The sequence below is a fragment of the Vibrio vulnificus NBRC 15645 = ATCC 27562 genome (assembly GCF_002224265.1).
Taxonomy (GTDB): domain Bacteria; phylum Pseudomonadota; class Gammaproteobacteria; order Enterobacterales; family Vibrionaceae; genus Vibrio; species Vibrio vulnificus.
In genome coordinates, this window is the sequence record NZ_CP012881.1 from 207,925 (window position 1) to 220,871 (window position 12,947).

Below are 12,947 nucleotides of genomic sequence, written 5' to 3' on the forward strand. Positions count from 1 at the left end.
TAATAAAACATTACAAATAGATATAAATTACAAACAGTAAGGCAAGGAAAATTTCCTAAAAAACAATAAAAAATGCGCTCTATTTAATCGATTAACTGTATTTTTAGCGAACGTAATCACAAAAACAGCCAACAATTCACAAAAAAGCATAAATATTAAATCAGCATATAATTTTTCAGTTTTAATCACTTTCAATGACACCCCACCAAGCACTGACGAAAAAACAAGCACAACAACGCTCACAAAGTGCACAAACCAACCTATTACTCAGCGTCTAACTTAACTCTGTGTTTAGCGTTAAAAATACTTTCCAAGGGCTGCGGCGTCTTCTTATAACGTACATAGGTATCTGTACTTTGATCATATACGTATGTGTTTATGCTCGGACTGTTCCAGTCGCAAATGGAGTGAACAGATATTGGCAAACGCTCATCTGAGCTTGTTTCCACTGCGTGAATACGGGGAACATTAGTTAACTCACAACTGATAGAGCTGAGCATCTCTGAGACTTCTCTACCGCTTTGTATCGGTAATGTGGCACCCCATAGTTTGAGCTTCTTGTTCTTCCATTGAACAAAAAGGAACTGGTTAACATGGAAATTTTGACCAAAAATATCTCCTGGCAATCTCGAACGAATGGTCATAGAGGGAAAAGAAAACTCCCCTTGTTCATTGGTTTGAGTCTCATCCAATATCGCTTTCCCTTTGTTATACCCTTCGTAAAACAACTCTCGAACAACCGTCATTCCTTCCTGTGGCACTCTTTCAAGCGTGATCACCCCATGCACTTCTGGAGACATCTCAACATCATATTTTTTAAATGGCCAAAACATGGCATTTGCTCCTGACGAAAAAGCCCCTAACGAAACCGCACAAAACCAATAGCAGCGTGACTCTTTAAGCCATAGCCCCACTTTATTGAGTACATCCAGTTGAGATCATATGGAAAACGACAAAACAGCGAACGTGTTTCGCTAGAAGAAAATAATTTGTGGGAAGGAACTCGAAGGAATATGTAATGGATGATGCTATTTTTGCGTTATCGAAACAAAAAAAGGTCCGGCATGTATGCCAGACCTTTTCTCGTTCATTATCAAGCTGCGATTACGCCACTTCGATTGGGCCACCAAATGAGGTCACTGGTGGAACTTTGCCAGTGAACTTCTCGAAGTCTACGATACAGGTGTTCGCAGAAGTCGCCTGTGCCAGCTCAGATGAGCCGATATCTTGAGTCAGTGTGTTAGGGTCACCGTAAGTACAGATAGCTCCCACTTTCTCGCTTAGAGGACCGTACCACGCACCTTCTTCGATACGAATCACGCCACGTGGGTAGCTGTCCGTTAGCACAGCTCCTGCTAGAAGCTGACCACGGTCATTAAACACGCGTACCAAATCACCCTCTTTGATGCCTTTTGCTTTTGCATCAAGTGGGTTGATGTAGACTGGCTCACGACCTTTTACTGCGTAAGTCGCACGGAACTCTTCAGACTCACACATCTGAGAGTGCAGGCGTTTGTCTGGGTGACAAGATTGCAACCAGAACGGATGTTTGTCTGAGCCTGGTCCGCCGTGTGAACGTTCTGATTTTTCGAACCACATTGGGTGCTCTTGGCAGTGTTCGTAGCCGTAACGACCGATCTTACGAGACGTGATCTCGATAAAGCCTGAAGGTGTACCCAGTGGGTTGATTTCAGGGTCTTGACGGAAATCCGCGTGACGAACCCAAGGTTGACCTTGGCCGAAGTCCAGTACGCTCTTCTCCCAGAATTCATCAAATTCTGGCATCTCGAATTTGCCTTCGTTCGATTTCTTACAATCGTTGTATAGGCTGCGAATCCAATCCATTTCACTCATACCGCGAGAGTATTCTTCACTGCGGCCAAAGCGCTCAGTCAGTTCCTTCATGATTTGGAAGTCTGGCTTAGATTGGAACAGAGGATCCACCAAACGATGCATCGCAATCAAACCACGGCTTGAGTATGAACCGTATACGTCGATGTCATTGCGTTCCCATTGGGTACATGCTGGTAGCACGATGTCTGAGAAGCGACACGTCGCTGTCCACGCGAAGTCGATCGTTACGACAGTTTGTAGTTTCTGGAACGCTTGCTTCATGCGGTTGCGATCTTGATGGTGGTGCCATGGGTTACAGCCCGAAATAACCATCATCTTGAAGTCTGGCAGCTTCACTTTGCCACCGTTGTAGTTGATCTCTTTACCTGGCTCTAGCAGACAGTCGATCCAACGCGCAACAGGGATAGTACGGCTGTAGCCATTGAAGTCATTGTTGTCCCATTTTGGTTTCATGCCCGCATCAAGGTTACGAGGGAAGCCACCAGGGCCAGCAAAACCGGTTGAAGGCACACCGATACTTGAGTAGTGGTGACCATAAGAGATACCACCGCCAGGCAAGCCGATTTGACCGATCATTGCCGCAACAACCGCGGCTGCCCAGTAAGGCTGCTCACCGTGCTCTTGACGTTGGATACACCAACCCATCAGGATCTGAGTGCGGCCTTTCACAAGCATGCGGGCAAATTCACGGATTTTGTCTGCTTTCACGCCACAAATAGGCGCAGCCCATTCTGGTGTTTTTTCAACTTTGTCCTTCGTTTTGCCTTGAACGTAGTTGATGAACTCTTCAAAACCAAGACAGTAAGTGTCGATGAACTTCTTATCGTATAGATTTTCAGTGTAGAGAACATGCGCAATCGCCAACATAAACGGTACATCTGTCATTGGGTTGACATACAGATGATCGTTCTCTAGGTAACGCTGTGTTTTGTTCTTAACCGGGTCAACCGAAATCACGTTGATTTCGCCTTTTGCCACTTTCTCTTTTAGTTGCGCAAGGTAAGCGTAAGATTCATGCGTTTCACAGTTCCAGCCCACTTGGAGGTTTTTCACTGGGTCGTTCGCCCAAAGAATAATGTTGTCTGCGTTTTCTAGAATCTCAGACCAAGACGTACCTTGTGCGTACACTTCGGTAGAACCTAGCACGTATGGCAGAATCGTTTGGCCAGCACCGGTTGAGTAGTCACCAACTTTGGTGATGTAGTTACCGTGCATGCCCACAGCGCGCTGCATGTGCGCTGTACAGTTGTTAAATGAACCCGTTTGGTTCCAACCTGTTTGGCCTGCGTGTAGCGCCCAAGGGCCATACTCTTTTTGTACGCGCTCTAGCTCACGGTAGAACAGGTCCAACGCTTCATCCCAAGTCACACGTACAAAACGGTTGTTGCCGCGCGTATCTGCGCTGTACTTGTGTTTTTTCAGCCAGTCTAGGCGCACCATTGGGTAACGCACACGTGAAGGGCTGTAGATGATGCCTTTGATGCCGTTTAGCATCTCAGTTGGGTTTTGGTCTAGCTCTAGCGGTTTGATCTCTTGAACTTTACCCGCGTAGATGTGGGCGCGGAACGCGCCCCAGTGAGAACCGGATACTTTCCATGTTCCTGTTGTTTCTACTGCGTTTGCAGAAGCCGACGCCAATAAGCTAGGACCGATAACAGAGGCAGCACTTGTGGTTGCTACGCCCTTAAGAAAACTTCTTCTTGTAATAGCCATTTAAATTACTCCATCCAATGCTTATTAGTGATGACCTTCAGCATAATCTGAAGAGTGCTTCTGTAGATATTTCAAGATAAGGGCTTCGCTATCCGTATCAAGGTTCACGAACGCTAGCATGCCGTCAAACATGCCTGGCCAAGTATTGGCATCGAAGTGCGCTTCTGCAGGCTGTGTGTGACACACTGAACAGTTTGTTTTGTATGCTTCACGAGATTTTTCCCACACTGGGTTGATGTCGTTCAGCATTGACTCTTTCTTGATCCAAACTTTCGCCGCCACTTTTTCCCATGGAAGACCAGTTAGCTCATCCACTTTCTCTTCGCCAGTGGTGACAATTTTGTCATCCATAGACGCTTCTTTTAGCAGCGAAGCCACAGCGATGTTTTTGCCGAAGTCTTCTTGAATTACGCGACCAAAACCTTTCGCTTTACGCCAGCCATCGATCTCGATTTCGACATAATCACCTTTGTCTTCCACTACTTTTACGGTAGACGCAGGGTTCAATAGACCCGCTTCGGTTTGACCTTGTGCATCAAAGTAGATCGGTAGGTGACGAACACTCACAAGCTCTTTACCCACAGAATAATCGGTGCTTGAAGCCATTTGCTCTAAGTCACCAACGATACCACCAATGCTATCCATACCTGCCGGTAATTTGTGCGCGATGCCTTTGTGACAGTCAACACAGCTTTGATCTTTCTCTGCCGCTTGCTTCATTTGGATACGAGCCGTTGGAGACATTTGCGTGAAGTCCATCGAGTCGTAGTTATGACAGTTTTTACATTCAAGGGATTTGTTGGCTGAGAAGCGATCCCATTCGTGTTTTGCTAGCTCGATACGGCGAGCTTCGAAAACGCCCGGTTCATCGTAGTTACCAAAGACTTGCGCAAAAACTTCTTTAGACGCCTGCATTTTACGTGCAATTTTGTCCGTCCAGTTGTGTGGTACGTGACAGTCAGGACAGGTCGCGCGAACACCTGAGTGGTTTTTCCAGTGCACTGTGTCTTGCAGCTCTTGGTACACGTTGTCACGCATGGTGTGGCAACTGACACAAAACTCTTCGGTGTTGGTCGCTTCCAACGCGGTATTAAAACCACCCCAGAAAATCACACCGGCAATGAAGCCGCCCACGGTCAGCACACCAAGGCTGATATGAACTGCTGGGCGCGTTACAGTACGCCACAATTTAATGATCAATGATTTCATTGTCTGCTCTCTTAAAATCTTTTCAAAAGTGTGGGGATAAGTTCACAGGCTTACATGCCGTGAGCACCTGGAGGTCCGAAGAAGAAAACTTGCAACATCCAAACGATGAAGCCATATCCACCAACGAACGCCACACTCAAGATTGGAAAGAGGACGACGGTAATGAAGAGGAAAGATTTCCACTCCAATGAGCGCTTTTCAGCACTCTCAATTTTGTTAACATCACTCATACATTTGCCTATTTTGTATTTAGTAATTTCAGTTGCCCCACCCCAACAGGATGAAACTTTTAACACTATCTAATGCAAAATATTAGACCATACACAATGTGTGGTTCAATCAATTCCCTACGGCCTACCCTTGTTATTCAACACTTTTTTGAGCTCATCCAGAGATGTGTCGGATTGATATTCCATGTGTAAAGTTGTGAATAGATATGAAGAAATAAGTCTTTTGCATTATTGTTAAAAGAAAAACAACCACGTAACACAAATGCTAGCAGAGTGACATTTTTTAGCCGGACTGATTCTTATTCTCTCAAAAATAAAACAATCACAATGGCGATTGTTTTATTTTATTGTTATCAAGGTGTGAATATTTAAAGAGAAAAATAGTAGTTTAAAGTGGCTATCTCAGAGCAAAAATCGTTCAACATTGCAGCAAGTAAGCAATTCAAGAGATACATACGTTACGACTCACCGCTCGTGATTTACACAGTGTGACTTCTGACAAGAAAATGCATCAGACGCCTTCCCATACCACCTTAGATTCGTTTCAATCCCGAAATGACGAATGGAAAGAGATAGGTATGGATTCAGTTATTGACCTCACTTGGGGGGCTCTCTTGGCGTTTTCTAGCCTCCTTATTATCCCGCTAATCATTAGCCACTTTTATCAGTTGGCGATCGCAAAAGAAGCTATGCTGAGTGTTGGCCGTATGGCACTGCAACTGATTTTAGTGGGCTTCTATTTGGAATACCTGTTTACCCTGAATGACTGGCGCATCAATGTGCTTTGGTTATTGGTGATGCTCTCTGTTGGCGCTTCTTCCATTGTCAGCAAAGCCCACTTGCCACAAACTCAGCTGCTCTTGCCTACCTTATTCGGGCTCGCTGGAGGTATGTTGCCAATACTCTCAGTGTTGCTTGTTGGTATCATCAAGCCAACACCTTGGTATCACACACAATATATGATTCCTTTGGCTGGTATGCTGCTGGGCAACAGCTTAAGTGGCAATATTGTCGCTTTGCAAAATCTGTTTGATTGCTATCGTAATCGAAAGAATGAATACGAAGCTGCGATCGCCCTCGGTGCGTCGCCACGTTATGCGTCACTTCTGTTTGTTAGGCAAGCGATACAAAAGTCTTTTGCTCCTATTCTTGCCTCAATGGCGGCGACAGGGCTAGTGACATTACCTGGAATGATGACAGGACAAATCTTGGGGGGCGCAAGTCCAATGGTGGCGATTAAATATCAACTGATCATTATGATCGCGATTTTTGTCACCCTCACCCTTTCTGTTGTCATCACCTTAGAACTGGCGCTACATCGCTGTTTAGATAGAAACGGGCAAGTGAAAACAAACACACTGGACACAAAATAAGCAGTTTTATCTATTTTTCTAACCACCTCTTTTCTAATCACTTTTAGCTGAAATGAGATACCCACGAAGTTTACGACAGGTTATCCACAGAAAATGTGGATAACCTCGTTCAGTCCCCATCAGTCGGTGTCTTAAAAACGCAGGAAGATCGTCACACGGCCGTCATGATTGAGACGTAACTTGCCTATAAAGCATCCAATGGAGAGGAAGACTATGGACGATTCACTGCAATACCATGATGAGCTGGAGCAAGATTGTCGAGAGTGGCTAATTGATAGGCCCTTTGAATTGCCTCCGCAACCAGCAGAGTTCTGAGCACACTCAAGTGATTTCTAAAGTGTATGAAAAACGAAAAAGCAGACTTGACGTCTGCTTTTTCGTTATCTAAGAATCGCGGTTAATCGTGTCACTCAGCGATTAATCGCGCAGGTAGATTAGCCAGTACCACATGCCAACAAACACACCACCACCGATGATATTACCAAGCGTAACGGGCAGTAGGTTATTCAGCAGAAAGTCCATCATGTTCAGGTCGGCGTAGTCGGCAATGTTTGCCCCCGTCATTTGCCAAAATTCAGCTGGGGCAAAGTTTTTGATACCAATCGCCATCGGCACTTGGAACATATTGGCAATACAGTGCTCAAAACCTGCCGAGACAAACATCGCAACAGGAAGAATCATCACCGCTATTTTATCCGTTAGTGTACGACCGCTGAACGTCATCCACACAGCGATACAAACCAGCACATTACACATGATGCCTAAAGCTACGGCAGAGAAAAAGCTGTGGTGCATCTTATGCTGTGAAATCGCCATCGCGTTTAGACCAACCTGTCCATGGTCAAACATGTACTGCTTAGTGATCAACATGCAAACCACCAGCAAAATGGCGCCAACTAAGTTACCGACATAAACCACAAACCAGTTTTTGATCAGAACACGCCAGGAGATTTTACCGCTGGCACGCGCAACTAATGTCAGCACTGAACTCGTAAACAGTTCACCACCAGTCACAACAACAAGGATTAAACCTAAGCTAAATGCTAGGCCACCGATCAGGCGTGTGATTCCCCAAGGCAAGTCCGCCCCACCAGTTGTTACCGTGGTATAAAACACGAAGGCGATACCGATATGAATACCGGCTGAAATAGCAAGTAAAAATGATTTAACCGGGTCCTTGGTCGCTTTCCCTTCACCGATCTCTGCCGCTCTTTCCGCGGCCTGTGGTGGTAATAGCGAGTCAAATTGATTGAAGTTCATTGCAGGTTAACATTTGGAAACAATTTCGAGTGGCGCGGATAATCTCTCCTTTTCCAGAGTTTTTCAAGGGGTATTTTTTATGTTTACAAAAAATGTTGTTTTAGTGAGTTGGAAAGCAATACCAGATTGCCACTACCTATTAGCATCTTCTGCTTTCAGTTTCTGTGCTGACGTTAAAAACGGCTCACCAATACGCCAACGAGAAACCGATATTCAAACGTGCTGTCGCAAACCGAAGAAACAAAAAATGCCTCATATGGTTGAGGCATTTTTGAGTTAGTGTTAGCGAAGCTCTGAGATTATTCTGCTGCTGCAATCTCTGGCTGCGTTTCTGGCGATACGGTTTCGCTACTCGCCTCACCGTCGCTTGCCGCCTCTTCAGTTTCAGTCACTTCGGCTTCTGGGGCTGCCTCTTCTACTTGAGGAACTTGCTCTTCTGATGTAATCCCCTCTTGCACTGGCTCCGCTTGTGCCACAGTAGCCACAGGCTGATCTTTTGCCGCTAACTGAAGTTTCAGATTCGCGACCAACTCTTCCAAACTCTTGATATGCGCAGCTTCACGTTCAATGTGAGCATTTAACGCCAGCTCACGTTGATTGGCTTTTTCCAATGCTGTTTTTTGCTCAGCCGCCTTGGTTTCGAGCACTTTCACTTTACTGTTAAGCTCTGTCACCTGCTGAGACAAATCGGTGGTTTTGTTTGCTTCGTGCATGCGTTTCACGCTTGCAAGAATCTTCTCGCTTTGCTCTCTTAGCATCACATCACGGTAATCAGAACCATCGACTGCTTTAGAGATGGCAAGCAACTTGTTTTCAATTTCTAAAACTGAGTTTTCAAAAGCATCGTCTTCGACAGAAGCCAACAGTTTCACCTGATGCGTGACTTGCTTAACGTGTTCGATCTCAAACTGAGCGCTCGCCACTGCCAACTCAATTGCGGCTTTATCACGAGGATTAGTTTGAGCAATGTTTGCTGCAATATTAATAACGTTTTCCGCCGTGGCAAAACTCACTGGCGCAACTTCATTAAAATCTTCTTTCTTTAGAGTTTTCAGTTCTTGTTGAAGCGGTAGAATGAACGTTTTGTGCACTACCTTCACCTCAAGCTGTTTCGCGGTATTGAGGAAAACAACTTGTTTCTCTTGCGCTTCTTCTAGCTCATCAACCACAACGTAAGAAAATAGCTTCTTATACTGAGAAAGCACCTTGTTGTAATCATTCGCGTAGAGTTTCGCGGCATTGATCTCTGCTAGGTAATCCATCTGAGCAATAGAATCTGCCAAGATCACGTCTGCTTTCGCTTTCAGTTTTTCTAACGCTGCGAAATTTTGATCCACCAACTTAATTTGCTCTTGATAGGCTTGTGCATAGGTGTCAGAAGAGAATAGAGAGTAGCTTTTCGATGCTAGAGAAGGATCTTTTTCCAGTTTTGTGTAGATCTCACTGGCTTCTTTCCAAGCCGATGTTAAATCTTTGAAGTTTTCCGGTGCGTAGATCGCCAGCTTCCCGCTGTCTTGTAGAGCTTGAGACCATTGTTGGTGCGATTGTTGAATACCAACAAACGGCGTGCTCGCATTTTCAGCGACTTCGTTTGTCACCTCTTGGGTGGCTTTTTCTTCTGGCGTAGACTGACAACCCACAATGGAGAGCATCATTGATGCCGTCAGTACCAACTTCATTTTATTCATTCTGTTACCCTTTTATGTCTTAGCTCATTGACGCGCGAGCATTTTTCGTCCCCCCTCCGCATCAACAGCCAAAAGGCTAAACATGAAGAAATGGAGTACTCGCAAAAATATCATTACAAACGAGCGTTTTCTTACGCTCTGTTATCTCGAATAGACACGTAAATATATTATAAAAGTCTTAATAATGATATGTGGCATTGGTTAGATGAATAATAAAACAGCGTTTCTTATCAATCACTTCGATACAAAGAGAGAAGAATTTGCGAATTTACCGACTGGCTAACAATTCTCGCTCTTTATGATTGTAACTATTGCCTAAGCGTACTAAGTTGAAGCGGAAAGATTTGTCGGAGTATGAGTATGAAATTTACAGAAGAACACTTAGCTGAAATGAACCTATTGCTACAATTTGACTTGAGTAGCGCTGCAACAGGGATAAAAGTGCACAAAGATGCGGCAGAATCGGCTCAGGCCGCGGTAAAACGTTTATTTGATAAAGGCCTATGTACTCAAATCGACGGAGGCTACCTCACTGACGAAGGTATTGAAGTAGCAGAGCACGCAGAAAAAACATTGAGAGTATTAAGCGCATAGTGTTTTAGCGCAACTGACTGAGAATAATAAAGACTCGCTTTTGGTCATTCAAAAGCGAGTCTTTTTGTTTCTCTAGCTTGGTGACGGAGCGTGCAAACAACAAACTGTTGACTATTACGCACCCCGCAGAGCATTACCTAGCGAGAAAATAAGGCATTCATCCATTGATAGGGTTGAACGCGGTCGTAAAGCCAATTAAACCCCGTCGCGTAAAATAGGAAAAAGAGCAAGAATCCCGCTTCCAGCAACAAGGCTTGTAATATCGAGATGCTGAGAAACCATGAGATCACTGGAATGGTAATGAAGATCAGCCCTCCCTCAAATCCGAGCGTATGCAAAAGACGCATTTTTAATCCTCTCTCTGCTCGATTTGCACCAAACCACTGATCAAAATATTGGTTATAGATGTAATTCCAAATGACGGTAAAGATACTCAGCCCAATCCCGACAATAGCCAGTGCCGAAGCCCCTTTGCCAGTCATCAAAGATGTCGCTGGTACAATGATCGCCAATGCCAAAAGTTCAAACGCCACGGCATGAAAAAGTCGTTCACCTTGTGTCATCACAAAACCTCTTACTGATGCTTTTCAATCACACACATTCTATCTACCATTAAGATACATAAAAGTTAGATACCATCTTTCAAAACGATATGTTTACTATCGAGCAACTACAAGCATTCGTCACTACCTCTGAAAAAGGCTCCTTTTCTGCCGCTGCGAGGGCACTTGGTAAAGCGCAATCGGTCATCAGCCAGCATATTATGAATATGGAGCTTGATTGTGGGGTGGATCTTTTTGATCGCACAGGACGATACCCTGTCCTCAATTCGTCAGGTTTAGCACTTCTCCCATACGCAAAAGCAACGCTGGAACAGTTAGAGAGACTCTCGAATAAAGCCAGTTCGCTATTTGAACCGAGCGCGTCGCAACTGATTCTTGCCGTCGACGAAGGTGTACCTCTGTTAACACTGCCACACGTTTTTCGCACCTTGGAGGCGTCATTTCCAGAGCTACAAATCGAGTGTTTAACGGCTTCAAGCCCAGATATTATTGAGTTGGTAGAGTCTGGGCGCGCGACTACCGGCATCATTTTGAGTGAAACCGTACTGCCATCGACCATCGATTTTTCGAGCTTAGGCGCGGTGGCGTTTGATGTGTTCGTGTCCACTGAACATCCTTTGGCTTCGATGTCATTAACGCATAGCGACCAACTCAAGTTGCACCGGCAATTGGTCATACGGTCTAAGAACACCCAGTTCAGTTCCCTTAATCAAGCCTTTGGCCCAGACGTTTGGTACGCTGATAACTATTTTATGCTGTTAGAGATGGCAAAAGCTGGCTTCGGCTGGTGCTTGTTACCAGAACACCTCATTGGCGCAGAACAACACGGCTTGGTAAAAATACAAAATCCTCAGTTGCAATTTGGCTGGCAAGCCAATATCGATGTGATACAACATCAGAAGTGGCACTCTGATCCAGTGCATTTAGAAACGCGTAGATTGCTGCGTAACTTATTTGGGAAATAGCGATGAAAAAGATATTAATCATTGGAGCAGGTTGGCTAGGGTTACCTTTTGCGCAACAATTGTCCGCGTTAAAACATCAGGTAATTGTCACTCGACGCTCTACAGACAGCCTTCGTGAAGTCCCTTTGGAGCTAGAAAACAAAGCCGTCCTCGATCTCGCCAATGATGATGCTGCAAAGAAGGTGCGAGCGATCGTAGACAACAATGCCATCGATATTGTTGTTGGCAGTTTTCCCCCCGGCTTTCGAAAAGGTAGCGGTGAAGAATATGCTCACCAGTGGCAAAAAATCGTCGACGGCATCAAAGATAGCGCAGTACAAAAAGTCATTATGGTCAGCTCAACGACGGTTTATCCAAATCAACCCGGTGAAATGAGGGAAGACGACGCAACACTCGCCAAAGCAAACTGCGAGAATGCCTTATTCAGTGACAAAGCACGCGTGATGTTGCAAGCAGAGCAATCACTGTTAGATTCAGGCAAAAACTTTACCATCTTACGTTTGAGCGGACTCTTTGGGCCTCATCGTCACCCTGCCCGCTTCGTCCCTCATCTAAAACAAATCAGCAGCCGTGCTCCCGCTAACATGCTTCATCTTGACGATGCAATCAAGGCGCTTTTGTTTGCGATTCATGCCGTCGACCAGCAAGTGCTCAACGTGTCAACGCCAACGACAGTCGATAAAGCCACCTTCTATCAAGCCGCGCTTGAATCTGCACAACTTAAGGTTGATTTTCCACCGGTTGTCGCCGTTGAAGACAAACGTATTGTTGTGGACAAATTGCTGCAATCGGGTTTTCAATTTCAATATCAATCAACGCTGGATGCTTTATGAAACTTTTTCGTCAAATTGAACAGCTCTGGCAATACATGCAATTGCAGCATCACTTAACTCCCGCCGATTGCTTGCTCGTAATGTGCAGTAACGATCTTCGAGTCGCTGAACACGCTGCGAATTTGTACAAACAAGGGTACGCGCCTTATATCCTCTTTTCTGGCGGTGAGGGGCGTTTCACTGAAGGGCGATTTGAAAAAAGCGAAGCGGAGACTTTTGCCGAGCTCGCAAAAGCATCAGGCGTGCCTGAAGAAGCGATCTTACTCGAAACAAAATCCTCCAATACTGGGGAAAACGTCCGTTTTTCCGAGCAACTTTTGATCGACAAGGGGTTAGTATTTGACTCGTTTATTTTGGTCCAAAAACCCTTTATGGAAAGACGCGCCCTCGCGACGTTCGAGAAACAATGGCAGGGGGCTTACTCACGCCTGTTGGTGAGTTCCACCGGAGAGGCCTTCTTTGATTACATCAATGAAGAGATGCCTCTAATGTTGGTGCTTGAAGCGCTTCTTGAGGACTTTGAGCGCATTAAACATTATCCAGCAAAAGGCTTCCAAACCGAGCAACCGCTGCCCGATGATGTTGAAACCGCTTATCAAGAGATCCGAGAAAAGCTCACTTCGCTGCTTGTTTAACGCCGGAACACGTTTAATGCAGTAACCAAC

At 45.2% G+C, this 12,947-nt stretch carries 12 protein-coding genes; 5 read left to right on the forward strand and 7 right to left on the reverse strand.

Going from position 1 to position 12,947, the window contains the following annotated elements; translation table 11 throughout:
• Nucleotides 1–263 precede the first annotated feature (263 nt).
• The 4 genes from AOT11_RS00855 to torE all read right to left on the reverse strand — a co-directional run bounded on the left by AOT11_RS00855 (nt 264) and on the right by torE (nt 5,006).
• A complete protein-coding gene (locus tag AOT11_RS00855) occupies nt 264–833 on the reverse strand; it encodes a DUF6795 domain-containing protein (protein WP_017422235.1) in 570 nt (189 codons plus the stop codon).
• A gap of 271 nt (nt 834–1,104) precedes the next feature.
• On the reverse strand, nt 1,105–3,567 hold the full coding sequence (torA, locus tag AOT11_RS00860) for a trimethylamine-N-oxide reductase TorA (RefSeq protein ID WP_017422236.1): 2,463 nt from the start codon (nt 3,565–3,567) through the stop codon (nt 1,105–1,107).
• A gap of 24 nt (nt 3,568–3,591) precedes the next feature.
• Nucleotides 3,592–4,776, reverse strand: coding sequence for a pentaheme c-type cytochrome TorC (gene torC, locus AOT11_RS00865; RefSeq protein ID WP_017422237.1), 1,185 nt, complete (start codon nt 4,774–4,776; stop codon nt 3,592–3,594).
• A 50-nt stretch (nt 4,777–4,826) separates the two neighbouring features.
• Nucleotides 4,827–5,006 carry a trimethylamine N-oxide reductase system protein TorE gene (torE, locus tag AOT11_RS00870; RefSeq protein WP_011080718.1) on the reverse strand — a complete coding sequence of 60 codons (180 nt, stop codon included), beginning with the start codon at nt 5,004–5,006 and terminating at the stop codon, nt 4,827–4,829.
• 578 nt (nt 5,007–5,584) lie between these two features.
• Between torE and AOT11_RS00875 the strand changes: the two genes are divergently transcribed.
• Nucleotides 5,585–6,379 (forward strand): ABC transporter permease, encoded by a 795-nt coding sequence (locus tag AOT11_RS00875; RefSeq protein WP_026060831.1) that lies wholly within the window; start codon nt 5,585–5,587, stop codon nt 6,377–6,379.
• A 417-nt stretch (nt 6,380–6,796) separates the two neighbouring features.
• Here the strand turns inward: AOT11_RS00875 and focA are convergent, their stop codons facing one another.
• Together focA and AOT11_RS00885 are read right to left on the reverse strand one after the other, a co-directional pair.
• Nucleotides 6,797–7,639, reverse strand: a complete 843-nt coding sequence (gene focA / locus AOT11_RS00880) for a formate transporter FocA (RefSeq protein ID WP_011080720.1) — start codon at nt 7,637–7,639, stop codon at nt 6,797–6,799.
• Nucleotides 7,640–7,938: 299 nt separating this feature from the next.
• Nucleotides 7,939–9,327 (reverse strand): DNA repair protein, encoded by a 1,389-nt coding sequence (locus AOT11_RS00885; RefSeq protein ID WP_026060832.1) that lies wholly within the window; start codon nt 9,325–9,327, stop codon nt 7,939–7,941.
• Nucleotides 9,328–9,687: 360 nt separating this feature from the next.
• Between AOT11_RS00885 and AOT11_RS00890 the strand changes: the two genes are divergently transcribed.
• Entirely contained in the window at nt 9,688–9,921 is a 234-nt protein-coding gene (locus AOT11_RS00890; RefSeq protein ID WP_013572011.1) for a TIGR02647 family protein, read from the forward strand.
• A gap of 137 nt (nt 9,922–10,058) precedes the next feature.
• Here AOT11_RS00890 and AOT11_RS00895 read toward each other — a convergent pair whose 3' ends face one another.
• Nucleotides 10,059–10,484 (reverse strand): PACE efflux transporter, encoded by a 426-nt coding sequence (locus AOT11_RS00895; RefSeq protein WP_026060833.1) that lies wholly within the window; start codon nt 10,482–10,484, stop codon nt 10,059–10,061.
• An 89-nt stretch (nt 10,485–10,573) separates the two neighbouring features.
• On the opposite strand from AOT11_RS00895, the gene AOT11_RS00900 reads away from it, so the two are divergent.
• Genes AOT11_RS00900 through AOT11_RS00910 form a run of 3 tightly spaced genes read left to right on the forward strand, consistent with a single transcriptional unit; the run spans nt 10,574 to nt 12,917 of the window.
• Nucleotides 10,574–11,449 (forward strand): LysR family transcriptional regulator, encoded by an 876-nt coding sequence (locus tag AOT11_RS00900; RefSeq protein ID WP_017422242.1) that lies wholly within the window; start codon nt 10,574–10,576, stop codon nt 11,447–11,449.
• A gap of 2 nt (nt 11,450–11,451) precedes the next feature.
• Nucleotides 11,452–12,282, forward strand: coding sequence for an SDR family oxidoreductase (locus AOT11_RS00905; RefSeq protein WP_017422243.1), 831 nt, complete (start codon nt 11,452–11,454; stop codon nt 12,280–12,282).
• On the forward strand, nt 12,279–12,917 hold the full coding sequence (locus tag AOT11_RS00910; protein ID WP_017422244.1) for a YdcF family protein: 639 nt from the start codon (nt 12,279–12,281) through the stop codon (nt 12,915–12,917). The genes AOT11_RS00905 and AOT11_RS00910 overlap by 4 nt, the downstream gene beginning before the upstream one ends.
• The last annotated feature ends 30 nt before the right edge of the window (nt 12,918–12,947 follow it).

Coding starts and splice junctions, on each gene's coding strand:
- AOT11_RS00855 (WP_017422235.1), bottom strand. CDS start 833: ATGTTTTGGCCATTTAAAAAATATGATGTTGAGATGTCTCCAGAAGTG.
- torA (WP_017422236.1), bottom strand. CDS start 3,567: ATGGCTATTACAAGAAGAAGTTTTCTTAAGGGCGTAGCAACCACAAGT.
- torC (WP_017422237.1), bottom strand. CDS start 4,776: ATGAAATCATTGATCATTAAATTGTGGCGTACTGTAACGCGCCCAGCA.
- torE (WP_011080718.1), bottom strand. CDS start 5,006: ATGAGTGATGTTAACAAAATTGAGAGTGCTGAAAAGCGCTCATTGGAG.
- AOT11_RS00875 (WP_026060831.1), top strand. CDS start 5,585: ATGGATTCAGTTATTGACCTCACTTGGGGGGCTCTCTTGGCGTTTTCT.
- focA (WP_011080720.1), bottom strand. CDS start 7,639: ATGAACTTCAATCAATTTGACTCGCTATTACCACCACAGGCCGCGGAA.
- AOT11_RS00885 (WP_026060832.1), bottom strand. CDS start 9,327: ATGAATAAAATGAAGTTGGTACTGACGGCATCAATGATGCTCTCCATT.
- AOT11_RS00890 (WP_013572011.1), top strand. CDS start 9,688: ATGAAATTTACAGAAGAACACTTAGCTGAAATGAACCTATTGCTACAA.
- AOT11_RS00895 (WP_026060833.1), bottom strand. CDS start 10,484: ATGACACAAGGTGAACGACTTTTTCATGCCGTGGCGTTTGAACTTTTG.
- AOT11_RS00900 (WP_017422242.1), top strand. CDS start 10,574: ATGTTTACTATCGAGCAACTACAAGCATTCGTCACTACCTCTGAAAAA.
- AOT11_RS00905 (WP_017422243.1), top strand. CDS start 11,452: ATGAAAAAGATATTAATCATTGGAGCAGGTTGGCTAGGGTTACCTTTT.
- AOT11_RS00910 (WP_017422244.1), top strand. CDS start 12,279: ATGAAACTTTTTCGTCAAATTGAACAGCTCTGGCAATACATGCAATTG.